The organism is Alkalibacterium putridalgicola (assembly GCF_900109825.1).
Taxonomy (GTDB): domain Bacteria; phylum Bacillota; class Bacilli; order Lactobacillales; family Carnobacteriaceae_A; genus Alkalibacterium; species Alkalibacterium putridalgicola.
In genome coordinates, this window is record NZ_FOBL01000001.1 from 84,498 (window position 1) to 108,087 (window position 23,590).

Sequence of the window (23,590 nt, forward strand, 5' to 3'; positions counted from 1 at the left end):
CTTACTCCTCTTCGTCTGGATAAGAATTCAGTTTGTACCCTAATCCCCAAACGGTTTCGATCATCTTAGATGCGACTTCTGATTCCTTTTTGAGCTTTTCTCTCAGACGCTTGATATGTGTATCCACCGTCCTCAGATCTCCGAAGAATTCATACTTCCACACTTCTCGGAGCAGCTGTTCCCTTCCAAAAATCTGATCCGGCGACGACATGAGATAATGCAGCAGGTCGTACTCTTTAGGCGTCAAATTGACCGATTTCCCGTCTGCTGTTACTCTTCTGGAATCATTGTCGATTTCCAGATGAGGCAGTGTCAATGTATCTGAAACATCTCCGTTCGTTCCGGCAGGCGATTCACTTTTTGTCCGTTTGATAATGGCGGCCACACGCAGGACGATTTCCCTTGGACTGAATGGTTTGACGATATAATCATCCACACCCGCTTCAAAGCCCTGTATACGGTTCAATTCTTCCCCTTTCGCCGTCAGCATCATGATCGGGGTTTCTTTTTCTTTTCTGATTTCTTCTGCTACCTCAAGTCCGTCCATTTCCGGCATCATGACATCCAGAAGGATCAGATCATAATCATTTTCGAGAGCCAAATCCAAAGCTTTTTGTCCATTTTCAGCTTCTTCAATGCTGTAATCAGCTTTTTCCAAATACATTTTTAGTAGTCTTCTGATTCTATCTTCATCATCAACTACTAGCAATTTCTTTTTGTTGTCTTGATTAGTCTCTTCGGTCACGTTTAGACACTCCTCTAATTCATACTTTAGTCATTGCTAGTATCTCATCTGCTCAGCAAATATCATCTATAACTATTATAACGAATGCGCTTTGATTCCGCCAATATATTCGCTTTTAAGAGTTTTCTTTAACGAGCTGTTTCAGCTTGTTCACTTCGAATGTTTTCAGTTCACGCCATTCTCCAGACTGCAGCCCTTCAGTCGTCAAGAAGCCATACCGGTCTCTGTTCAGTTTTTCAACAGGATGTCCCACTGCCTTAAGCATTTTTTTGACCTGATGATTTTTTCCTTCGTGAATGGTCAGCTCGACCATACTCTTATTCTTTTTGATATCGATATCTATAATCCTCGCCTTAGCAGGGCGCGTTTTGTAGCCATCGATTTCGAGCCCTTTTTCCAGTTTTGAAATGGATGATTTATGAATAAGTCCCTCTACTTTAGCAATATACGTTTTCTCTATCCCGTATTTGGGATGAGTAAGCTGGTTGGTCAGTTCACCGTCATTCGTTAATAAAAGCACACCAGTTGTATCGTAATCCAGACGACCAACAGGATAAACGCGCTGATCGACGTGAGAGAAAAAGTCGACCACTGTTTTTCTGCCTTTAGGATCATCAGCACTTGAGATGACTCCTCTAGGTTTATTCAATATGAAGTATAATTTTTCTTCTTTAGTGATCGGAACACCGTCTACTGCGATCGTATCCGCATGACTTACATTCAGCCCCATCTCGGTAACCACTTTACCATTAACTTGTACTCGGCCTTCTTTGATCAATTTTTCTGAGCCTCTACGGGAAGCGATTCCCGCATGTGCCATAACTTTTTGTAGACGTTCCATAATAATCTCCTTTAAAATTCTAATTCTTCATCAAATAAACGCTGATTTTCGATTTTTTCTTCGACTTCAAGTTCAGGTAATTCTGTCAGATCATTCAATCCAAAATAATCCAGGAAATAGTCGGTCGTACCATAAAGTACCGGACGTCCGGGCGCCTCCACACGTCCTATTTCTTGAATCAGATTTCTTAGTTTCAGTTTCTGAAGACTTGAAGACAATTGAACGCCTCTGATATCTTCGATTTCCATTCGCGTGATCGGCTGCTTATACGCAATGACGGCTAAGGTTTCAACTGAAGCCTTGCTTAATTTTTTCGATAAAGGAGACTGAGCATACTGTTCGATGACCGCTGAAAATTCTTTCTTCGTGACCAGACGATAGGTTTCTGCAGTTTCTATAAGCTTGAGACCGCTGTTTTCCTCGTTCAAGTAACGTTCAGATAGTTCTTCAAGACACGCTTTAACATGCTCGGGGGTCGATTTGGTCAACTGAGCCAAATCATTCAGCCTCATCCCCTCTTCCCCGGCTATGAATAATAAAGCTTCATATGTAGCAAACTCATTCATCTGGCTGACTCAGTCCTTTCTCCTCCTGCTGTACACGTGATAAATAAATTTCACCAAAGCTCTCACTCTGTTTGATGATGACCCTGTTGTCCTTCATCATCTCCAGCAGAGCCAGAAAGGTGACGACATATTCTCTTTTGGTCGGTCTGGAAAAGAGCAGTCTAAAAGGAATGGCCTGTGTGCTTTTCAGCATCCTTCTTTCAAGCCACTCGATTTTCTCATTCACTGTGATTTCTTCCAGATCGATCGTGCTGGGTGCGGGATCCAGCCATTCTTTTCTTCTAAACATTTCACCGAAAGCTCCAATAAGATCTCTCAGTTCCAGTTCTCCCGCTTCCATAGGAACAAACTGCTGAAAATGGGTCAAGTCTTCATGTGGTTTCGAGTAATGCTGCTCCCTGGTTTTCCGGTGCTCATTCAGTTTAGTCGATGCATATTTTATCTTGCGATACTCGAGGAGTTTCTGCTGAAGATTCTCGATGGAATCTTCTTCAACGGCATACTCTTCCCCTTCTTCTTCCCATGATTCATTTCTTGGAAGAAGCAGTTGACTCTTGATCGACATCAGAGTAGCGGCCATGACAAGATATTCCCCTGCCACGTCCAGCCGGAGCATCTGCATGGCATGGATATAATTTAAATACTGTTCAGTTATTTCTTTGATGGGGATATCATAGATATCTATCTCCAGTTTATTGATCAAATGAAGCAGCAAATCAAGTGGACCTTCAAATATATCCAAGTTTACTTTCCATTTTTCGCTCATTCGGATTCCTACTTTGTTGTGTTATTGATGATCTGTTCCTTTTTGCCATTTCGTAACAATCGAGGCCGTTTCAAGTGTACCGACAATACGCTTCGATGCATAGATTTTTGACAGCGCCGTCAGCATACGGTATGCCATCCCTTCTTCACGATAGGAAGGATTGACCGCAATGTGTCTCAAGAGAACGATTTCTTCATCCTCTTCTATACCGACAACACCGGCTAAATCTCCTGTTTCCTCACTTTTCCATAAAAACAGCTGCCTGTTATCTTCCTGATTGTACCATTCCATTTCCTTTGTCAAACGAGCTGTCTCTTTTAAATCAGGAACGTAGGACAGTAATCCCATCGTTATTTTCTGATAATCAGCTTTGTATCTGATGAGCATAAAAGCCCTCCTATTTTAGTTCCAGTTTTCCATACTATTTTCCAGCTTCAGGAAATCCTGAACTGTTTCTCGTCGAATCGCTAAAAAGTCTTTCCCGTTTTCTACAAATACAACAGCTGGTCTTGGAAGACGATTGTAATTGCTAGCCATAGAATAGCCATAAGCACCCGTACTGAAGACAGCAAGGATATCATTCTGGTCCGGCTGCGGTAAGGTGATATCCCAGATCAGCATATCTCCGCTTTCGCAGGCTTTTCCGGCAATGGAGACTTTTTCTTCTTCCTCTTCGTTGACTCTGTTTGCCAATACGCCTGTATACTCTGCCTGATATAAGGCTGGTCTGATATTATCTGCCATCCCACCGTCAACAGACACATATTTTCTGATCGAGGGGATCGTTTTTTGCGTTCCAATGGTATACAAACTCGTCCCTGCTTCGCCGACGATACTTCTTCCCGGCTCGATCCAGATCTCGGGTAAGACCAAATCATTCACGTCTGCATGATTTCTCACAGCACTCATAATAGCTTTTGCATACTCATCCAGCGGAAGAGGGGCATCTTCATCCGTGTAGCGTATACCGAATCCTCCACCTACATTCAGAACCTCTAATTTAAAGTCATAGGCCTCTTTCCACTCTTTAGCTTTACCTATAAGTTTCTCTATCACTGCTTGATACCCGTCGACCTCAAAAATCTGAGAACCGATATGAGCATGCAGACCGATCATATTGATCCTGTCAATGGACTTGATCTCTTTGATGGCTGCTTCGACCTGACCGGATGCCAAATCAAAGCCGAACTTAGAATCTGCCTGTCCAGTTGTGATATATTCATGCGTATGTGCTTCTACACCTGGAGTGACTCGTATCAGGACATCCACTGTTGTATCGAGTTTTTTTGTAAGCTCTTCGATCATGCCGATTTCATAGAAATTATCGATCACTATGCAGCCGATCTGTTCGGATATAGCAGCTTCCAGTTCTTCATGTGATTTATTGTTTCCATGGAAATGAATACGCTCTTTTGGAAAGCCAGCTTTTAGAGCTAAAAAAAGTTCACCGCCGGATACAACGTCCAGGGATACATCTTCTTTAGCCAGTATTTCATAAAGAGCCAGCGAAGAGAACGCTTTACTGGCATAAGCAACCTGCGTTTTGTTTTCATACGTTTTAAAGGCTTCTTTAAATGCACTGATTTTCTGTTTGATCAAAGAAATATCATAGACATTGACAGGCGTGCCGTATTTATTGACGATATCTACTGTATCCACACCATCAATGACTAAATGATTCTGACTGTTGACTCCCATGTTGCTCATCATTCGTTTATTATAAGTCTGTTTATTCATCATTTCCCACATTCCTTGTTAAATTGGTTGTTTACAACGAAAGAAAATCATTCATGATAATCATACCTACTTATCACTCAAAAATCAAACAGATACTGATATACAGACAGAGAAAGAGCGAAAGCTTCTACACTTTCGCTCTTTCTCCCGATATGACTTAGTCCAAACGGTTTAAAGTTTTGAAATGACTGATTTGACTAGGGACTTAAATGTCTCTCTTACACGCGTGGTGACTTCTACCACTTCGTCGTGATTCAGATTTTCCTGCATGCCTGCAGCATAGTTCGTGATACATGAAATACCTGCAACTTTAAGTCCGGCATGATTAGCAACGATCACTTCAGGCACAGTTGACATACCGACAGCATCTCCGCCTAAAGTACGCGCCATTCGGACTTCAGCTGGCGTTTCGTACGTCGGACCTGAAAAGCCCATGTACACACCTTTTTGAACATTGATGTCCTGTTCAGAAGCTGCCTCTTCAATCAGACGCTGATATTCTTTGTTGTAGGCACTGCTCATATCAGTAAATCTTGGACCTAGATCGTTATCGTTCGGCCCGTGCAGCGGGTTCACACCGATCATGTTGATGTGATCAGTAATGATCATCAGATCGCCTGGTGTAAAGTCTTCATTTACTCCGCCTGCGGCATTCGTAACAACCAGTGATTCTACGCCAAGAGCTTTCATTACTCTGACTGGGAACGTAACTTCCTGCATGGAATAGCCTTCATAGTAGTGGAAACGTCCCTGCATAGCCAGGACTTTTTTCCCGCCGAGGTCACCGTAAACCAGCTGGCCGGCATGTCCTTGAACTGTGGAAACAGGGAATTCAGGGATATCTTCATAAGGAACAACAACAGCATTTTCTGCTTCGTTTGCCAGCTCTCCTAAACCGGATCCCAGGATCAGTCCTATTTCGGGTTTTTCCATCCCTTTAGATTTAAGGAATGAAGATGCTTTCTCAATTGCTTCAGTATATTTTTCAGTCATTCATTTTTCTCCTTTTAAATGTTTATTTTAGTTTGCCGAGGAAGCTGTCGCCGAAACCAGTGGCTTTGACGTTGAAGTTGTCTGCGATCGTTGCACTGATATCTGCAAACAGTCCCTGAGGTAATTCTTCTCCAGTATTAAATTTTGGAGAATAAATCAGAACAGGAACGTACTCTCTCGTATGATCTGTTCCAGAAGCTGTCGGATCGTTACCATGGTCAGCCGTAATGATCAGAAGATCGTTATCTTCTAGAGCATCATAGATTTCCGGCATGCGGGCATCGAAAGCTTCAAGAGCGTCTCTATATCCTTCAACATTCCTTCTGTGGCCGTAAAGAGCATCAAAATCAACAAGGTTAGTAAAGCTCATACCGTTGAAATCTTTTTTCATGACTTTTAACAGCTGGTCCACACCATCCATGTTGGATTTCGTACGTACAGATTCTGTAATGCCTTTGCCGTTGAAGATATCATTGATCTTGCCGACTGCAATGACATCTTTACCGTCTTCTTTAAGAGAATCCAGTACCGTATCACCGAAAGGACTTAATGCATAGTCGTGACGGTTGCTTGTACGATTGAAATCACCAGGTTCGCCCACATATGGACGGGCAATGATACGACCGATCATATAAGGATCATCTTTTGTGATTTCTCTGACATATTCACAGATCTCGTATAGCTCTTCCAGAGGGATCACCTCTTCATGTGCTGCGATCTGGAGAACAGGGTCAGCAGATGTGTAAACGATCAGGTCACCTGTTTCCATCTGGTGTTCACCGAGCTCATCAATGATCTCCGTTCCAGACGCCGGTTTGTTGCCGACGATTTTTCTTCCTGTGTGCTCTTCGATCTGCTTGATCAAGTCATCAGGAAAGCCATCAGGGAAGACTCTGAACGGTGTTTTGATATGCAGACCCATTAATTCCCAGTGGCCCGTCATCGTATCTTTACCTACAGATTTTTCTTCCAGTTTTGTATAGTAGCCTTTTGCTGAATCGACGGGATCGATCCCTTTTAAAGGTGCAATATTTCCTAAACCTAAAGACTGCATGTTCGGGACACTTAAGCCTGCCTCTTCTGCAATGTGGCCTAACGTGTGTGCGCCTTCATCATTGAAATCTTTAGCATCGGGTGCTTCACCGATACCGACTGAATCTAAAACGACTAAATGGACACGATCAAAATTCATAAAAAAACTTCCTCCTTTTATTTTCTCATACTTTTAGAATATATGTTTCTTCTTAAGAATGCAAGAATGACGCGGTGTTCAGCGCTTTTATGATAACATTTTTAGATTACACTCATTATTACTGTCAAGCCCTCGGGTGGTAGGTCGTATAGACATCTTTCAGTCTGTGCTTGGTTATGTGTGTATAGATCTGGGTCGTGGAAACATTCGCATGGCCCAAAAGCTCCTGTACCACTCTCAGATCCGCACCGTTCTCAAGTAGATGAGTGGCGAAAGAGTGTCTCAGCGTATGTGGCGTAATCGATTTTTTCAGCCCGGCTTTTTGAGCGATTTTTTTTATGTTTTTCCAGACGCCCTGCCGGCTTAAAGGGCTTCCACGAGAATTCAAAAAAATAACAGCAGTCTCCTGCTTCGCTTTTTCCAGCAGTTTCGGTCTGGTCGTGGTCATGTAGTAGTCCAGCCACTTGCAGCCCATATCACCGATGGGTATCAGCCGTTCTTTGTTTCCCTTGCCGACTATTTGAATGAGCTTCATGGACATATGAATGTCATTGGTCGTCAACTCGATCAATTCGGTAATGCGCAGGCCCGTGGCATACATCACTTCCAGTATCGCGCGATCCCTAATACCTAATGGTCTGGTAATGTCTGGTGTCTGCAGGAGCTGATCGATCTGCTGCATGGATACGATTTTAGGCAAGCTATCTGCCTTCTTAGGCGTTTTCACGTACAGCATGGGGTCTTCCTGCGTATATCCTTCCTGCTTTAAGTACTGATGAAATTTTCTGATACTTGAAAACATACGGATGATCGTATTGTCTGCCTTATTCATGTTCTTCTGATCACTGAAATAAGCGAGAAGGAGATAGCGGTCTATCCCCTCCCACGACATTATTTCATGTTCATCCAGGTAACTGATGTATTGTTCGATATCTCTCCTGTAACTGTTGACTGTATTAACAGATAAGCCTTTTTCGATTTTAAGAAAGACGATATAGTCATCAAATGGTTCTCTATTCAACATACACTCAACCTCATTTACTCAATTGGTTACTGGTACAATTGCTGCAAATACCGTGGAAAGTCAGGCGATGATCTTTCACTATAAAGTGATATTCCTTCTCGATCTCCATTTCGATTTCCAGGAGCATATCATTTTTCACTTCTTCGATCTTCCCGCATTTCAGACACAATAAGTGGTGGTGTTGATGTTTACCACCATTCATATTGAGGTCATATCGAGCGATTCCATCCTGAAAAGTCAGCTTATTGATGATCTGAAGCTCGGTCAGGATCTCAAGCGTACGATAAACTGTCGCCAGTCCGATACCGGTGTTTTTTGATTTCACCAAAAGGTACACTTCTTCGGCACTCAAGTGGTCTTTTTCCTTTTCAAGCAAAACCTCAACGGTCAGCTCTCTTTGAGGGGTCAGTTTGAACCCTGCCTCTTGCAACTTCTTTTTTATTACTTTAAACGAAGAGTCTAATTTATTCATGCCGAACTCCCTTAGATTATATTGATTCTTATCTATACCCTACTATACCTATTCCTCATTAGAATAAGTATAAAAGAATATCTCCAAAGTCTCAACCTGTTTATTGTTCATCTGCGGGATCTTTGATCAATTTTGTACCTTCTTCGTCCTGAGTGACTAACCCTTTTTTCATCAGTCTGCCGACAGCACGCTTAAATTGTCCCTTACTGATCCCGAATTGCTTTTTGATAAGCTCCGGCTCCGTTTTATTATGGAATGGGATACGACCATCTTCAGAACGTTTCAGCATCTCAAGCAGCATAAGTGCATCATCTTCAATGACTTCATGAGCCCGCGGTTGTCTGGAAGCATAAAGGACGCCGTCTTCTCTTACCCCGATGATCCGACCTGAAACTTCCTGACCTAGTCTTGGCTCCTGATCCTGTTCACTCGGATGAACAAATAGAATGTATTTGTCTTCTGTAATAATGTAGGTCCCGCTTTTCTTAAGATGGAAGACGATACCCGTAACATCCTGATTATGCATTTGTTTCGTGCCTTCGACGTAGTCTTCAAAGAATTTTTCTTCGTCTGCCAGATCACCCCATATGCGATCCTTGTCATCTACTTTAATGGAAACGAAGAGCTTATCCCCTTCTTTTGGCCAGAGACGCCCTTCTGCAGGCAGATCATCCATGGAAACGACAACATCCTTATCCTGCCAGTTTACATCTACAAAAACGCCTAATTTTCTGTTCACCTTAACGACTGTCCCCCAGCCGAACGTTTCTTTATTGATTTCAGGGAGATCTGTCGTAAATACTGCCTGATCCTGTTTATCGATATATACAAATCCTTTTAATGTATCACCAACAGAAACCTCATCTTCTGAAACGACTCTGTATGTGATCCCATTCTTCTGCACAAATGCTTCTTTATCATTCTTGTCTGTGACGATAGCTGTAATGATTGTTGCCAAATCTTTATTCATGTCTGTCTCCTTTTTGTAACTATAAAGTAAAAATAAAAAATGAGACAATGATTGAATGTCATTTCGAAGATGCTCAAGAACATCAATCCTACGAATTCTATCAACCATTGTCTCATTTATAACTTATTTTTCTAGTTTAATCGATGGATTAAATTGCTGTAGTTGCGCCACGGTAGATAATACCACGACGAGCATCGACAGTGATCAATTCATCCTGTTCGATCAATTCTGTTGCATTTTCAGCAGAAACGATTACCGGAATTCCCATAGCAATACCGATCACGGCTGCATGTGAAGTCAGTCCGCCTTGTTCTACTTCGATAGCAGCAGATTTCTCGATTGCTGGCAGGTAATCCTTATCTGTGCTCTTCACGACTAAAATGCCGCCTTCGATCGCACGTTCGATCGCTTCGTCAGCTGTTTCAGCCACGATCGCTTTACCGATAACGGATTCAGATCCGACACCTTGGCCGCTTGTCAGTTTTGATCCGATCAATTGGATCTTCATCACATTCGTAGTTCCGCGTTCTCCAACAGGTACGCCGGCTGTAATAATGATCAGGTCGCCTTCTTTAGCAAAGCCTTTTTCAACTGTTGTTTGAGTGGCCAAGTTGAACATATCATCAGTTGATGTAGGTTTTTCTGAAACAGTCGGTTGAACGCCCCACTGCAGAGCCAAACCTCTTGCTGTTTCTTCGCTGAATGTTACGGCTAAAATATCAGCTTTTGGTCTAAACTTAGAAATCATACGTGCAGTGTGTCCGGATTCAGTCGCTGCAACGATCGTGTGAATGTTCAGATTTTTTGCTGTGTGTCCGACAGCTTGACCGATCGCTTCTGTCATATCATTTCTGTCATATGCTTTAAGAGCAAAGGCATCCTGGTTGACCAGTGACGATTCCGTACGTATAGCGATGTTGTACATGGTTTGTACTGATTCTACAGGGTAATCCCCGGCAGCCGTTTCACCAGAAAGCATGATCGCATCTGTTCCGTCAAATATAGCGTTAGCGACGTCTGAAGCTTCAGCTCTTGTCGGGCGAGGGTTGACCTGCATGGAGTCCAGCATTTGAGTAGCAGTAATGACCGGTTTGCCGGCATTATTACATAGAGAAATCATGCGTTTCTGAACGATCGGCACGTCCTCAGTCGGGATCTCCACGCCTAAGTCACCACGGGCAACCATCAATCCGTCTGCAATAGCCAGGATTTCTTCAAGGTTGTCGACACCTTCCTGGTTTTCGATCTTAGGAATAATCTGAACATGCATTTTGTCTTGTTTTTCCAGAATTTCAGTGATTTCCAATACATCTGAAGGACGTCTGACGAATGATGCTGCGATATAGTCGATATTGTTGTCTAGACCGAACTGGATATCTGAACGGTCTTTTTCTGTAAGACCTGGCAAGTTGACAGAAACGCCAGGCACGTTGACACCTTTTTTGTTTTTAAGGATGCCTGTATTTTGAGCTGTCGTTACGATTTCGCCATTGTCATGTTCAATGTCAGTGACTTGCAGGTTGATCAGACCGTCGTCAAGAAGGATGCTGGAACCAGGTGTCACATCATTGATCAGGTCAGAATAAGTGACTGAGAATTTTTCTTTGGTTCCTTCAACTTCTGACATGGAAATACGAACGGTATCACCTTTAGTTAAGGTAATGGCTCCGTCTTTCATATTGTTCGTTCTGATTTCAGGACCTTTAGTATCGAGCATGATCCCGACCATTTTCCCGGTTTTTTCAGAAGCTTTACGGATATTTTCAATACGAGCTAAATGCTCTGCGTGATCTCCGTGAGAGAAGTTCAAGCGTGCAACGTTCATTCCTGATTCGATTAACTTTACCAGTGTATCTAACGATTCACTAGCTGGACCTATGGTACAAACAATTTTTGTTTTTTTCATACGTTAACTCTCCTATATATTTATTTTTTATATATTAATGATGATTTAAAGTCGTGAAAAAATATATCGCTGATTAATTTGAAATCTCTTCATTCAGCTTATACAAGTCCAGGTTAGGTTTGTGTTTCATATTGTCTAATGTATCGACGATATCTCTGACAACATATTCTTCTCTATCTAACCCTATGCATACTCCGCCATGTCCATCTTTCAGGGCCTCGACAGCTTTGGCACCGAATTGCGAAGCAAGGACTCTATCTCTAGCAGTTGGTGAACCGCCTCGTTGTACATGCCCTAAAACCGTTACTCTGACATGGAAATTATCGATCGCGTCCAGTTTTTCAGCAAATTCCTGCCCGTCCATAACACCTTCGGCTAGAACGATAATGGAATGCTTTTTACCTTTTTCACGGCCTACGCGAATCGTATCTGCAACTTCAGTGATATCAAATTCCTTCTCAGGAATGATGATCTGTTCAGCACCACTGGCCACACCTGACCATAAGGCAATATCACCGGCATCTCTTCCCATTACTTCGATGACGAACGTACGAATGTGAGAAGTTGCTGTATCTCTGATTCTGTCCAATGCCTCAAGGACGGTATTAATGGTCGTATCGAAACCGATAGTGTAATCCGTACCCGGAATGTCGTTATCGATCGTGCCCGGGACGCCGACACAAGGGTAACCGTGTTTAGTCAGTGCGTAAGCACCTCTATATGATCCGTCTCCACCGATGACAACTAATCCTTCTATCCCAAAGCGTTTAAGTTGTTCGATACCTTTTAATTGTCCTTCTTCTGTAGCAAATTGAGGATAACGCGCGGAATAAAGGAATGTTCCTCCACGCTGGATCATATCACCTACATCTCTTCTGGTCAGTTTTCTAATGTCTCCAGCTACAAGTCCGGCAAAACCATAATTAACACCGTAAACTTCCATACCTTCATGAAGTGCTTTTCGGACAACTGCCCGAATAGCAGCATTCATTCCCGGAGCGTCTCCTCCACTTGTAAGAACTCCAATTCTTTTCATCTTTATATCCACCTTCAATGCAATTTTTCTTTCCACACTCACCGGACAATCCGGTAAAGATATGTAAAACACCTTGAGTAAAGAAAACTCTCTCTCCACTCAAGAAACTTCAAAATCATCATTTTTATTTCATCCATCTCTTATCTTATCACTTTTTTGTCTAATTGTCTTATAAAATACAGATATACAGCGAAAATTTTATAATTATTTTAAAATTACATTCTTTTTACCCAAAATTTCTGCAATCGAGTTAACACTTGTCGTATGGCTATCCACCTTATATTTTGCTTTCAGTTTTTCTTTTTTGTCCAGCGACTGATCATAAATAATAACTTCTGTATCCCCTTGATCTTTTTCCAATATTTCTAAAATTTCATTAAATACTTCTCTTTGTTCTTTCAGGTCTTCAAATCTTAAATATAAATACTTTTGAACGGCTTTAGTAATGGATCCAGGATCCTGCATCTGTGACACGAGCACGTTCCACTTATTTTTTTTAAATTCAGCTTTGCCTTTCACTAAGAATATACTGTTTTTTTCAAGCACTTTTGAGTATCTTCTATATACATCTGGAAACAAAACGCATGTCGCTTCTCCAGAGGCATCAGTCACTTCTAAAAAGGCCATGGGTTCGCCTCTTTTTGTTTGTATTTTCTTGATTCCCTGAACAGAGACAATATATGTCTGCACTTTATTCTGAATAGAATCAGTTATATAGATGATTTGTCTGTTATCTCTCATATCCATAAATTTATCCGCTGGATGCCCCGAGAGATAAAAACCTGTGACTTCAAATTCCTGTTTCAGACGTTCTTCCAAACTGTATTCCTGTTTTTCATGTATTTTTGGCGCGAGCGATTCGAACAGCTCGATATTCCCGCTACTCATATTCACACTATTCAGCATCGATTCCAATGAGTCGACCAATGTACGCCGGTTGTACGCCAACTTGTCAAAACTTCCTGCATATATGAGAGGCAGAATGAGTTGTTCTTTTCTCCATCTTTCATCGATACTATTTATGAAAGATAGCAAGTCCTTGAACTTTCCCTTTTTTCTTCTCACGAACAGAATGTGATGCACAAAATCTTTTCGCATACCTTTGATCGAGTTGAAGCCGAAGCAGATCTTGCCATTCTCAACTTTGAAATTCTCATCACTTTTATTGATATCAGGATGGACAAGTTCGATATGTCTCTGTTTTGCCTCCAATAGATAAGCACTTAATTTATCTTTATTGTTTGTCGAGGCACGCATAAGCGAAACGAAAAAAGCGGCCGGATGATTTGCTTTAAAATAAGCAAGCTGAAAAGCAAGTTTAGAATAAGACACGGCATGCGATCGGTTAAAGCCATAGTCAGCAAAACGCTCGATGTGTTCATATATACGAGCAGCAACATCTGGGCTGTACCCTTTACGTTTGGCCCCTGCAACAAACTGTTTGCGCCCTGCATCTATCTCCAATTTTATTTTTTTAGATATCGCTCGTCTCAAAATATCGGCTTCCGACAAACTATAGCCCGCTATTTTAGAGGCTACTTTCATGACCTGTTCCTGATAGACCATAACCCCATTCGTCACTTCCAGGATTTCTTTAAGATCCTCATGAATATACGCGATATCTTCCTCTTCATTTTTTCTTCGGATATACACATCGATTTGTTCCATGGGACCTGGTCTATACAGTGCATTGACCGCCACTATATCCTCAAAAGTTGTCGGCTGAAGTTTTCTCAGGACATTCCGTATGCCTCTCGATTCAAATTGAAAAATACCATTTGTATCGCCATTTCTGAATAAATCCATGGTCTTCTGGTCATCGAGTGGAATGGCTGCCAGTTTCTCTCTGACACCACCTCTTAACTCCCTCACATTATTGAGACAATCGGCTAAGATAGACAGATTTTTAAGACCTAAGAAGTCCATTTTAAGTAACCCGACCGCTTCGACATCATTCATTGTAAATTGAGTGAGCGGCATCGCTCCATTCCCTTCCAGCAGAGGGGACGTTTTAACAAGAGGATCTCTGGAAATGACGACGCCTGCTGCATGCGTCGATACATGTCTAGGTAAGCCCTCTAAACTTAATGCTGTTTTAAATAGTGCTTTGTTTTTATCATTCTCATTGACTAGTTTTCGAAGTTCTCCCGACTCTTTATAGGCTTTTCTTAAAGTTATTCCCAGAGAACTCGGTATAGCATCAGACCACTTTTTGAGTTCGACAGCTGAAAAACCAAACACTCGGGCAGTATCCCGGACAGCCATTTTGGCAGCAAACGTTCCGAACGTGGCGATTTGGGCAACATGTTCTTTCCCATATTTATTTAAGACATAGTTTAATATACTATCCCGCTTATCATCAGGAAAATCTAAATCGATATCGGGCATTGTATATCTTTCTTCGTTAAGAAAACGGTCAAAAAGCAGATCGTACGCAACAGGATCCACATCTGTTATGTTCAGTACATAGGATACCAGTGAACCGGCTGCCGATCCTCTTCCCGCTCCTGTAACGATTCCCTTGCCGTGTGCATACTTCATCAGATCCCAGACGATCAGAAAATAATCAGCAAATCCCATTTTGATGATCACATCGAGTTCTTTCTCGATTCGATGGTCATATACTTCAGAATGTCCAGGTAATTTATCATCTAAATGAGAATAGACTATTTCCCTAAGGTAATGGGATGATTTTTTTCCATCTGGTGTATCAAATTGAGGAAGGACACTCTCCCAGCTCAACTCCAGATTTATCGAATCAGCAATCCTCACTGAGTTGGTCAATGCGTCATTTAAACCGATCTGCGTGTATTTGTCAACTATATTTTTCGGCTGCTTGAAAAAAAAGAAAGGAAGTTCATCCTGATGCTCATCAGAATCCAGCGTAGTCTGATTTTTTATTGCATTCAGAACCTTCAGCGACAGGGAGTCTTTTGCTTCCAGTGACTTGACAGGTTCACTGACCACAGTAGGCATAGTGATTTCTTCAGCAAATTTAATAATATTCTTTACGTCATCATTATTTTTTCCGTTATAGGCCACCCCTAAATAAGTATGACTGATCTCTCTGCTGATTCTTTCTAAACGTTCCCTCAGACGGGCATCTTTATCAGAAAGAAGTTCATTTAAACTTTGAAAAGCAACGATGGCCGTTAAATGACTGGCATGAGCCTTCAATATATCGGCTGTAACTCTTACGTGATCGACTTTTATTTTACTGGATAAGGACAGAAGGTTCTGATATCCTTCGTCATTTTCAGCAAGTAAAACAGCAGATAAACCTTTTTCTGTCCCCTCGTTCTCGTATATATCGACCGTTATACCAATGATCGGCTTAACATCCTGTTTTTTTGCTTCCTGATAGAATTCAACTGCCCCATGCAAGACTTCATTATCCGTGAGTGCGATCGTACTGTATCCGAGCTCTTTGGCCCTGGACACCAGCTGTTTGACAGTAACTGTGCTTTCCAGTAAAGAATAAGCACTTATTATATTCAAGGGTATGTAGTTCAACAATGGTTTCACCTCTTTACATTTTCCTTTATCGGCAGGTTTCATCTTTTATTATAACAGTAAAAAACTCTCATTAAAGCCTAAGGAATAAAAAAACGATTCCTGGACTTTACTGAGAGTATGGATTATCTGATTCCTAAAGCAATACGTGCATAGCGACTCATTCTGGAGGTATCCCAAGCCGGATACCATACTAATTTAACATCAGTTTCTGTTACTTCAGGTATGTTTTTCATAGCGTTTAGAATATCTCCAGTTATGACATCAGCTAGTGGACAGCCCATAGTGGTCAGTGTGATTTTGATTTCGCAATAACCGCCGTTAAATACATTCACTTCATACACTAAGCCTAAATTAACGATATCGATTCCGAGTTCCGGGTCAATAACCTGCTCCATGGCTTCCATTATGCGTTTTTTTATATCTTCAATTTCTTCTTCAGTCCATACTGATTTCTTTTCAGTCATGAAATTTCCTCCTTACACTCCTATATTTTACCATATTCATGCTTGAGAATTCATACATATGTCTGACTTTTTTAATCAAATCAGGAGTAGCTTTCCTTTATAATTACTATTATACATTTTCATGCAGCTTTGCTATACTGATAAAGATACTGAAAAGCGATGAACTAAAAGGATGATATAATATGCAAAGAAAATTAATTGCCCTGGATTTGGATGGTACGACCCTTAACGACCAGTCTGAAATATCAAACAGGACGTTACAGACAATACAGCGACTAAGAAAAGATGGCCATATCGTTTCTATCGTTACAGGAAGGCCTTATAGGAACAGTTATTATTACTACAAACAGCTTGAACTGGATACGCCGATCGTGAATTTCAATGGGGCCTGGTTACATAATCCTTCACAGAAATACTGGGATCATGGTTACCATAAGACACTAAGCAAAGACCTTGCTTTGTCCATGCTGTCTCTTAAGGATAATCCGGAAGTTCAACTTATAGCAGCTGAATCCCAGACAGCCATTTATATTGAAGGACAATATGTTCCTTATCCTGACTTCTTTCCTGAAGGGATCCATATGAGCAGACAACTGAGACCGGAGATCCTGCTGGAAGATCCCACTTCTGTCGGCGTATTTACCACTACCCGAAATTTTCAGCCGGAAATCGAGCAGAAAATCATCGATACTTACAAAAATTCGGTAGAGGTCCGTATGTGGGGCGGCAATACGCCATGTCTTGAAGTCGTAGCTGCAGGTGTACAGAAAGCCATGGGATTGGAACGCATAGCCAGATACTATCATTTCGCCCGTGAGGACATACTGGCCTTTGGTGATCAGGAAAATGATTATGAAATGATCCAGTACGCCGGACACGGAGTCGTTATGTCAAATGGTTCTGAACGTCTACAGTCAATAAGTAATGATCTTACCAGACATTCTAACCACGAAGATGGACTGGCTGAGTATTTAGAAAACTATTTTAAATTATAGTCCATAAAAGGAGGACAGAGCCTCGGCTCTGTCCTCCTTTTTAATATTCTATTTATCGTCTTTGATCAATTCGTCTGTGGCAATTTTGGCAGAAGTCAGAACGATCGGTACCCCTGCTCCAGGATGCGTGCTGCTTCCAGTGAAGTAAAGGTTCTCTGTATGTTTGGCTTTAGCCTGGGGTCTGAAGTGGTTGCTTTGAGTCAAGGTCGGTCTTAATCCAAAGGTCGCTCCATTGTAGGCATTGTATTTCTGTTCAAAGTCGACTGGCGTCATATAACTTTCAGATATGATGTCTTCTTCGACCGTTTCGAAACCTTCAATGGTTTTAAGCTTGGACAGTACTTGATCACGGTAATAAGCTTTCGTTTCTTCTGTCCATTCGTAATTCGCCGTGGCCAGATCCGAAACAGGCAGCAGTACATAGATACCGTCTTTATTTTCAGGTGCCAGATCTTCGTCCATCTTCGAAGCGATGTACACATAGAATGAGGCCTTCTCCAGCAGTTTCCCTTCGAAAATATCTTCCAGGTTCTGGTCCAGTTCCTGAGAGAAGATAAAACTATGAACGTTTTCCACATCATCATATTTTTTGTTCATACCAAGATACATGACAAAGCAGGAACATGAATACTTCATTTCATCTATTTTTTTATCTGTATACTTGCCTTTTGCCTTTTTATCTTTCACCAGATTTTTCATTGCGTAAGGAAAATCGGCGTTACACATGACATAGTCAGAAAGTATTTTTTCACCGTTGACTTTGATGCCTGTTGCCCTTTTATTTTCGATAACGATTTCGTCTACCGGTGTATTGTAGTTCACTGTGCCGCCCAGTTCTAAAAACAGACGTTCCATTGAACTTGCCATCGTATGCATTCCGCCTTTAATGAACCAGATACCATACAGGTATTCGATCATAGGAATGATGGTATACAGGGAAGGGCCGTTTGAGGGCGATATACCGATATAGAGTGTCTGAAAACTTAAAATCTGCTGCAGACGTTTGTCTTTCACGAATTTACCAATCGAATGGTTGGCACTGTCAAAGGTCTTCAGTTTCATTGCCTGTCGGATCATGAATGGGTTATAAAAATCACTCGCATTCCTGAATGGACGCTGGATAAAATACTTTTTAGCAATGATGAACCGTTCATATATATCTTTCAGATAAGCAAGGAAACCGACCGCATCTTCATCGCTTATCCCTTCTAAATGGTCGATCAACTTAACCAGATCATTGGATACATCGATACGCTCGTCTTCGAAATAAGCAGAATACATAGGATCAAGTCGTGTCATCGGTATGTAGTCCTTGGGGTCGCGTCCGGCCACCTCAAATACTTCATTATAAATTTCCGGCATCATGACGATACTCGGACCCACATCGAACGTAAAGCCGTCCTTTTTTATCTGATTCATTTTTCCGCCCGGCAAGGCTTCTTTTTCGTATAGCGTTACGTCATAACCTTGATTCTGTAAACGGATAGCACTTGCCAGACCGGCCACACCGGCCCCAATAACACTTACTGTTTTTGCCATTTATATCGCCTACTTTTTCTGATTTTTTGTTAATACGCCATCTTTCATTGTATAAACGGCATCACAATAATCGGTCAACCGTTCATCATGAGTGACCATGATAGTCGCTTTCTTTTCCTTCTTTGTTTCTCGAGCCAGTATTTCCACCACTTCAAACGCACGATCGGTATCCAAACTGGCTGTCGGTTCATCAGCCAGTATGACGGCAGGATTATGATACATCGCCCGGGCGATCGCCGCACGCTGTTTTTCGCCACCCGAGAGATCACTTGGGTATTTATCCATTAAATGATCGATCCCTAGTTCGGATAACAAATTTTGTACTTTATCTTCATCGAGTTTTGATTTTTCTATCTTATTGACTAACTTCAACTGATCTTTAACCGTCAGAAAGGGGATGAGATTAGATGCCTGCAGGATAAATCCTATTTCATCAAACCTTTTTTTTGCCCGTTCTTTTTCATCTAACTCACTGAATTTGTCTTCTCTGATAAAAACATTTCCTTCAGTTGGTGTCTGCAAGCCTCCAATGATCGTAAGAAAGGTGCTTTTCCCCGATCCGCTTGGCCCGATGACTGCAACAAATTCTCCCTCTTCTACTGAGAAATTTGTCGGTTTTAATGCTTCGATCGTTTTTCTCCCATCCTGGAAGGTTTTCTTTACATCTTTCAATTCAATCAGCTTCATAACAATCTCCTAATCTATCGCTTCTAGTGGATCTATATTAACTACCGTTCTAACTGAGAAAAAGGCTCCCGCCACAGCTACTATTATCAGTAAGCTTGTAATCGAAGCTAAAAAGATAAAGTTGTTCTGATACGGTACAGTTGCCGGTAAAAGTAATCCAGTAAGCAGGGTCAATCCCAAGCCTGTGAATACACCTATAAAGGAAAGCAGGAACGTCTGACCTATTACAGATTTAGCAATATAGCTGGATGATATCCCCTGGGCTTTCATTACCCCAAGCATGGATGATTTCTGTAAAGTAAGAACGTAAATGAAGATCCCGATGATCATGGCTGCTATCAGAACTAAAAAGCCGATCATTAATCCAAACGTCAATACCTGAGCTGTGTAGCCGGGCAAGTTAGAAATGAACTCGCTTGTAGAGTAGACATTCAGGTCTTCGCTGTTTGTCTCGACATCAGCCAGTTCTTCTGAATCACTGCGGACCACTATGGCACTGATAATTTCTTCTTCTCTTTCACCAAAGCCGCTCGCTCTTATTTCCTGATATGTTGGATGGTTTGTGTAAAGGACAGGACCGACACTGAACTTCGCATTCTCAGTAAAGCCAACGATCTCGACAGTAAGATCCATTCCGGCTAATGACAATTCATCTCCGATCTCGATACCTTCTTCTTCTCTCAAGCTTATATCTGCAATAACTTCCCTGTTGCTTTCAAATTCTTCCCCTTCAACGACTTCCGGGAAAATGAATTCTTCTTTATCGATACCGAAAAACGTGACATTTATCTTACTTTCTTCGTCACTCTCATCCGCTGGCTGCACCACACTGGATGCGACACCCAGAGACGCTTTCTCAGATGCTTCGATGTCGTCGATCTGTTCCTTTGGAAACATCGACATATTGATATTTAAATTAGATTCATCTGCCAGCACGATGCCGTCAGAATCCCATTTGTCGATACTCATACGGTTTTCCTGAGCTAAACCGTATGCCAGTCCGGTCAAAAAGAAAACCAGATAAGCAATTAAAATAACCACGCCTATGATCAATGCAAAACGTGTTTTTGAATACTTTATTTCTCGCCATGCTAAGAACATATGTAACCCTCATCATTCTTTAGTTTTAATTCGAAGTTTTTTGTGAAAAAAACACGAAATCTAATTTTAATATTACATGAATGTATAAATAACTTCAAATATTTAATATTAAAAACCACCCGAAAACTCCGGGTGGTTTTTGCTGTATTAAGATTTACTTTCTAACTGGTACAACGATTATTCAGTTGCTCGGTCTTCGCTGATCAGGTAAAGCGTGTGTAGTCCTACACCTTCAGTGTCTGGATCTTCACCAACAGTGATGTCGTAAGCACCGACACGGTTGTTGACCGGTGTTACAGCTTTACGGAACAGTGTAGGAATGACAGGCAGCTCATCCATGAAGTATTCTTGCCATTCTTTGAACTTCTCGGCACGCCATTCGATGTCGAAGCCTTCAGTACTTGTCATAGCTTCCATCAACTCATCGTTTTCTTCAGTTGCCCAACGTGTGTAGTTGAATGGAGCGAAACGACCATACAATCCTTCTGGTGTTGGGTCAAATCCAGTTCCCCAAGCACCTTGGTAGATGTCGATATCTGGATCGTCTGCTTCAACACGGTCGTAGAATGAGTTGAACTCATGCAGACGGCCATCAAGAAGTTCTACTTTCAAGCCGACACGTTCCCATGACTGCATGTAGTACTCAACGATCGGTTCAGCAACTTCTCCGCCTGACATAGAAGCAAAGTTGATGACTAACTCTTCGCCTTCAGGTGTTTCGCGGATGTCGTCACCATTTGTATCTTTGTATCCAGCTTCGTCAAGGATCTCGTTTGCACGATCCGGATCGAATGGATAGCCTTCTAGATCTTCTGCATAGTAGTCTGAGAAGTTAGGGATGATCGGAGAGTTGGCACGACGACGCAGACCTTGGTAGAAACGTGAACCTACAGCATCGTTGTCGATAGCGTAAGCCATGGCCTGACGTAGGTTCTTGTCTGCCATTTTAGCATCTTCGTTGTAAACGTTCTGTGCTGGTTCAACGATGTTACCGTCTTCGTCTGTTTCAGCTTCCTGCCACTCACCTAGTTTGAATCCGATATAAGTGTATGCTGTATCGTCAACACCTAAGTTAGTGTAGCCAGGAATGTTCTCATAGTTCTCATACTGGTCAGTAGGCATACCTTCGAATATGTCATACTGAGCATTTTCCATAGCAGCAACAGCAGTTGATGTAGGAACAGTTTCTAATTCGATACGGTCAAGTTTCGGTGCACCGCGGTAGTAGTCTTCAAATGCAGTATAAGAAACAGATTCCCCAGGAACGATGTTGTCCACTTTGAATGGTCCGAATCCGATCGGGTTCTCACGAATCTCTGGAGCAGATTCAAGTTCTGCAACTGGAATACCTTCCAGGTAGTGACGTGGTGCAGCATAACCCCATACGCCGCCGCCGGCTTGAAGCATTTGAACGCCCACAGACTGATATTCGATTTCGATCGTTTTGTCATCTACGACTGTGATACCTTCGATGCTGTCTGCTTCGCCGTTTTTGAAAGCTTCCATACCTACGATGTTAGCAAGGTCTCCGCTGTAACGAACACCTGTGTAGTCTGGGTGACCGATGATTTCATGTGCAAAAGCGATGTCGCCAGCTTTAAGCGGTTCGCCGTCATGCCATAATACATCATCTTTGATCGTCATTGTTACAGTATTTGTTTCTTGATCCAGTTCGAACGTTGCCGCACCTGAATCATCGATTTGATAGTTTTCATCATAACCAAGTAATGTACCGATCATGTAGCCCATTACGACTGCATCCGGATTACCTGTGTAAAGTTCTGTTGAGAAAATACCAGTGAATGGAGAGTCAGAGACGTAACCAATACTTAATGTACCCCCGTCAATAGCTTCTCCTTCATTTTCAACACGTGTGTCAAATTCAACTGGCTCGACTTCATCCCCGGCTGAAGCATCTTCGCCAGATTCATCTTCAACTTCTTCAGAAGTATCCGTTCCGTTACCAGTTTCTTCTGTTGTATCTTCTGTATCCCCGTTGCCACAAGCTGCTAAAATAAATGCTACTGCAGCAGTACTTGCTAACATGCTATATCTTTTCTTGTTTGACATATTCTTTCTCCCCTTCTCTTATCCTAATCTTTGTTTAGCGTCTGCTGCACGTTGTAGCGCACGACCGACGTAGTTTATACACAGCACCAACACAAGTATTAAGGTTGAAGCTGGTAACCAAACCCAAGCTTTATTCTCCAGAATATCTGGATTAGTGGCATAGGAAACTAACGTACCTAAACTTGGTGTACCGGTCGGCAGACCGAATCCAAGATAGGATAACCCTGTTTCTAAGCCGATACTGCCTGCAAAGTTCAGTGTCAAGTTGACGATGATCAGTGAACTTATATTAGGCATCATTTCGCGAAGCATAATGACAAGTGACGGTGTGCCCATCGTTTTAGAAGCGCTTATGAAATCCAGGCGCCCAACAGTCAGGGCTCGTCCACGAATAAATCGAGCCTGTCCATGCCAGCTGAATAGAATTAAAATAGCTGCAAATGAAACAACATTGTAATTAGGTACGATCGTAACAAAAATAATGATGATCATCAATTGAGGTAAAATCATGATAAAATCGATTATACGCATGATGATATTATCCACTAAGCCTGCATAATATGCTGCCAGAATACCAACAACGATTCCTATCGTACTAGATACGACAGTTACGCTCCACCCTAAAATAAGGGAATTGCGTGCTCCGATCAGCAGCAGTCCGAAAATATCTCGTCCGGCCGAGTCTGTTCCTAGTATATACCTTGTCCCTTCAAACATAGGGTCTTCACTCATAGACATTGGCGGTAAGTATGAATCCCATAAGCTGACCGTCTGTACGACGTCCTGATCGACTATAAATGACCAGATAAAGACTGTAGCTAAAATCAGAATCAGCAGGATCAGAGAAACTAAGGCAAGCTTATCTCTCATGAATTCACGAGCAATCACTTTCATTCCCATCGGTGGGGCAGATGCAGCCATATCATCAGATACAACTGCTTCAGCATCTTTATTTGTTGCCATAAGACAT

General features: G+C 41.9%; 21 protein-coding genes. 1 reads left to right on the forward strand and 20 read right to left on the reverse strand.

From position 1 onward, the window contains the following. Nucleotide 1: 1 nt before the first annotated feature. From BMX84_RS00405 to BMX84_RS00475, 15 genes are all read right to left on the reverse strand, one after another. Nucleotides 2-745, reverse strand: coding sequence for a response regulator transcription factor (locus tag BMX84_RS00405; RefSeq protein WP_281282294.1), 744 nt, complete (start codon nucleotides 743-745; stop codon nucleotides 2-4). A 115-nt stretch (nucleotides 746-860) separates the two neighbouring features. After that, on the reverse strand, nucleotides 861-1,586 hold the full coding sequence (locus BMX84_RS00410) for a pseudouridine synthase (protein ID WP_091485848.1): 726 nt from the start codon (nucleotides 1,584-1,586) through the stop codon (nucleotides 861-863). A gap of 11 nt (nucleotides 1,587-1,597) precedes the next feature. Beyond that, nucleotides 1,598-2,152, reverse strand: coding sequence for an SMC-Scp complex subunit ScpB (gene scpB / locus BMX84_RS00415; RefSeq protein WP_091485851.1), 555 nt, complete (start codon nucleotides 2,150-2,152; stop codon nucleotides 1,598-1,600). Then, complete coding sequence (locus BMX84_RS00420) at nucleotides 2,145-2,918, reverse strand: segregation/condensation protein A (RefSeq protein ID WP_091485854.1); 774 nt, start codon at nucleotides 2,916-2,918, stop codon at nucleotides 2,145-2,147. Before BMX84_RS00420 ends, scpB begins: the two co-directional genes overlap by 8 nt. A 21-nt stretch (nucleotides 2,919-2,939) precedes the next feature. Next, nucleotides 2,940-3,305: a GNAT family N-acetyltransferase gene (locus BMX84_RS00425; RefSeq protein ID WP_091485857.1), complete on the reverse strand. Its 366-nt coding sequence runs from the start codon at nucleotides 3,303-3,305 to the stop codon at nucleotides 2,940-2,942. A 15-nt stretch (nucleotides 3,306-3,320) separates the two neighbouring features. Next, nucleotides 3,321-4,658: a diaminopimelate decarboxylase gene (gene lysA / locus BMX84_RS00430; RefSeq protein ID WP_371860927.1), complete on the reverse strand. Its 1,338-nt coding sequence runs from the start codon at nucleotides 4,656-4,658 to the stop codon at nucleotides 3,321-3,323. Between the two features lie 168 nt (nucleotides 4,659-4,826). After that, on the reverse strand, nucleotides 4,827-5,648 hold the full coding sequence (locus BMX84_RS00435; protein ID WP_091485859.1) for a purine-nucleoside phosphorylase: 822 nt from the start codon (nucleotides 5,646-5,648) through the stop codon (nucleotides 4,827-4,829). 22 nt (nucleotides 5,649-5,670) lie between these two features. Next, the gene (gene deoB, locus BMX84_RS00440) at nucleotides 5,671-6,840 is read right to left on the reverse strand and encodes a phosphopentomutase (RefSeq protein ID WP_091485862.1); all 1,170 of its coding nucleotides are present in this window, start codon (nucleotides 6,838-6,840) and stop codon (nucleotides 5,671-5,673) included. 124 nt (nucleotides 6,841-6,964) lie between these two features. Next, nucleotides 6,965-7,864 carry a site-specific tyrosine recombinase XerD gene (gene xerD, locus BMX84_RS00445; RefSeq protein WP_091485865.1) on the reverse strand — a complete coding sequence of 300 codons (900 nt, stop codon included), beginning with the start codon at nucleotides 7,862-7,864 and terminating at the stop codon, nucleotides 6,965-6,967. Nucleotides 7,865-7,874: 10 nt separating this feature from the next. Continuing rightward, a complete protein-coding gene (gene fur, locus BMX84_RS00450; RefSeq protein WP_091485867.1) occupies nucleotides 7,875-8,336 on the reverse strand; it encodes a ferric iron uptake transcriptional regulator in 462 nt (153 codons plus the stop codon). A gap of 100 nt (nucleotides 8,337-8,436) precedes the next feature. Continuing rightward, the gene (locus BMX84_RS00455; RefSeq protein WP_091485870.1) at nucleotides 8,437-9,306 is read right to left on the reverse strand and encodes a CvfB family protein; all 870 of its coding nucleotides are present in this window, start codon (nucleotides 9,304-9,306) and stop codon (nucleotides 8,437-8,439) included. Between the two features lie 148 nt (nucleotides 9,307-9,454). Then, the gene (gene pyk, locus BMX84_RS00460; RefSeq protein WP_091485872.1) at nucleotides 9,455-11,212 is read right to left on the reverse strand and encodes a pyruvate kinase; all 1,758 of its coding nucleotides are present in this window, start codon (nucleotides 11,210-11,212) and stop codon (nucleotides 9,455-9,457) included. Nucleotides 11,213-11,285: 73 nt separating this feature from the next. Then, the gene (gene pfkA, locus BMX84_RS00465) at nucleotides 11,286-12,248 is read right to left on the reverse strand and encodes a 6-phosphofructokinase (protein WP_091485875.1); all 963 of its coding nucleotides are present in this window, start codon (nucleotides 12,246-12,248) and stop codon (nucleotides 11,286-11,288) included. 204 nt (nucleotides 12,249-12,452) lie between these two features. Beyond that, nucleotides 12,453-15,764, reverse strand: a complete 3,312-nt coding sequence (gene dnaE / locus BMX84_RS00470; protein ID WP_177165404.1) for a DNA polymerase III subunit alpha — start codon at nucleotides 15,762-15,764, stop codon at nucleotides 12,453-12,455. A gap of 122 nt (nucleotides 15,765-15,886) precedes the next feature. Beyond that, nucleotides 15,887-16,228, reverse strand: coding sequence for a metal-sulfur cluster assembly factor (locus BMX84_RS00475; RefSeq protein ID WP_091485880.1), 342 nt, complete (start codon nucleotides 16,226-16,228; stop codon nucleotides 15,887-15,889). A gap of 182 nt (nucleotides 16,229-16,410) precedes the next feature. On the opposite strand from BMX84_RS00475, the gene BMX84_RS00480 reads away from it, so the two are divergent. Beyond that, a complete protein-coding gene (locus tag BMX84_RS00480) occupies nucleotides 16,411-17,223 on the forward strand; it encodes a Cof-type HAD-IIB family hydrolase (protein ID WP_091485883.1) in 813 nt (270 codons plus the stop codon). Between the two features lie 48 nt (nucleotides 17,224-17,271). Here the strand turns inward: BMX84_RS00480 and BMX84_RS00485 are convergent, their stop codons facing one another. The 5 genes from BMX84_RS00485 to BMX84_RS00505 all read right to left on the reverse strand — a co-directional run bounded on the left by BMX84_RS00485 (nucleotide 17,272) and on the right by BMX84_RS00505 (nucleotide 23,583). Then, nucleotides 17,272-18,762 (reverse strand): phytoene desaturase family protein, encoded by a 1,491-nt coding sequence (locus BMX84_RS00485; RefSeq protein WP_091485886.1) that lies wholly within the window; start codon nucleotides 18,760-18,762, stop codon nucleotides 17,272-17,274. Between the two features lie 9 nt (nucleotides 18,763-18,771). Beyond that, the gene (locus tag BMX84_RS00490) at nucleotides 18,772-19,449 is read right to left on the reverse strand and encodes an ABC transporter ATP-binding protein (RefSeq protein ID WP_091485888.1); all 678 of its coding nucleotides are present in this window, start codon (nucleotides 19,447-19,449) and stop codon (nucleotides 18,772-18,774) included. Between the two features lie 9 nt (nucleotides 19,450-19,458). Next, nucleotides 19,459-20,550 carry an ABC transporter permease gene (locus BMX84_RS00495; protein WP_091485891.1) on the reverse strand — a complete coding sequence of 364 codons (1,092 nt, stop codon included), beginning with the start codon at nucleotides 20,548-20,550 and terminating at the stop codon, nucleotides 19,459-19,461. Nucleotides 20,551-20,727: 177 nt separating this feature from the next. Continuing rightward, a complete protein-coding gene (locus BMX84_RS00500) occupies nucleotides 20,728-22,620 on the reverse strand; it encodes an oligopeptide ABC transporter substrate-binding protein (protein ID WP_091485893.1) in 1,893 nt (630 codons plus the stop codon). Between the two features lie 18 nt (nucleotides 22,621-22,638). Then, nucleotides 22,639-23,583, reverse strand: coding sequence for an ABC transporter permease (locus BMX84_RS00505; RefSeq protein WP_091485896.1), 945 nt, complete (start codon nucleotides 23,581-23,583; stop codon nucleotides 22,639-22,641). Nucleotides 23,584-23,590: the final 7 nt, after the last annotated feature.

Excerpts from the sequence above, each read along its gene's own strand:
- BMX84_RS00410 (WP_091485848.1), bottom strand. The coding sequence starts at position 1,586 with ATGGAACGTCTACAAAAAGTTATGGCACATGCGGGAATCGCTTCCCGT.
- scpB (WP_091485851.1), bottom strand. The coding sequence starts at position 2,152 with ATGAATGAGTTTGCTACATATGAAGCTTTATTATTCATAGCCGGGGAA.
- BMX84_RS00420 (WP_091485854.1), bottom strand. The coding sequence starts at position 2,918 with ATGAGCGAAAAATGGAAAGTAAACTTGGATATATTTGAAGGTCCACTT.
- BMX84_RS00425 (WP_091485857.1), bottom strand. The coding sequence starts at position 3,305 with ATGCTCATCAGATACAAAGCTGATTATCAGAAAATAACGATGGGATTA.
- lysA (WP_371860927.1), bottom strand. The coding sequence starts at position 4,658 with ATGATGAATAAACAGACTTATAATAAACGAATGATGAGCAACATGGGA.
- BMX84_RS00435 (WP_091485859.1), bottom strand. The coding sequence starts at position 5,648 with ATGACTGAAAAATATACTGAAGCAATTGAGAAAGCATCTTCATTCCTT.
- deoB (WP_091485862.1), bottom strand. The coding sequence starts at position 6,840 with ATGAATTTTGATCGTGTCCATTTAGTCGTTTTAGATTCAGTCGGTATC.
- xerD (WP_091485865.1), bottom strand. The coding sequence starts at position 7,864 with ATGTTGAATAGAGAACCATTTGATGACTATATCGTCTTTCTTAAAATC.
- fur (WP_091485867.1), bottom strand. The coding sequence starts at position 8,336 with ATGAATAAATTAGACTCTTCGTTTAAAGTAATAAAAAAGAAGTTGCAA.
- BMX84_RS00455 (WP_091485870.1), bottom strand. The coding sequence starts at position 9,306 with ATGAATAAAGATTTGGCAACAATCATTACAGCTATCGTCACAGACAAG.
- pyk (WP_091485872.1), bottom strand. The coding sequence starts at position 11,212 with ATGAAAAAAACAAAAATTGTTTGTACCATAGGTCCAGCTAGTGAATCG.
- pfkA (WP_091485875.1), bottom strand. The coding sequence starts at position 12,248 with ATGAAAAGAATTGGAGTTCTTACAAGTGGAGGAGACGCTCCGGGAATG.
- BMX84_RS00475 (WP_091485880.1), bottom strand. The coding sequence starts at position 16,228 with ATGACTGAAAAGAAATCAGTATGGACTGAAGAAGAAATTGAAGATATA.
- BMX84_RS00480 (WP_091485883.1), top strand. The coding sequence starts at position 16,411 with ATGCAAAGAAAATTAATTGCCCTGGATTTGGATGGTACGACCCTTAAC.
- BMX84_RS00485 (WP_091485886.1), bottom strand. The coding sequence starts at position 18,762 with ATGGCAAAAACAGTAAGTGTTATTGGGGCCGGTGTGGCCGGTCTGGCA.
- BMX84_RS00490 (WP_091485888.1), bottom strand. The coding sequence starts at position 19,449 with ATGAAGCTGATTGAATTGAAAGATGTAAAGAAAACCTTCCAGGATGGG.
- BMX84_RS00495 (WP_091485891.1), bottom strand. The coding sequence starts at position 20,550 with ATGTTCTTAGCATGGCGAGAAATAAAGTATTCAAAAACACGTTTTGCA.
- BMX84_RS00500 (WP_091485893.1), bottom strand. The coding sequence starts at position 22,620 with ATGTCAAACAAGAAAAGATATAGCATGTTAGCAAGTACTGCTGCAGTA.
- BMX84_RS00505 (WP_091485896.1), bottom strand. The coding sequence starts at position 23,583 with ATGGCAACAAATAAAGATGCTGAAGCAGTTGTATCTGATGATATGGCT.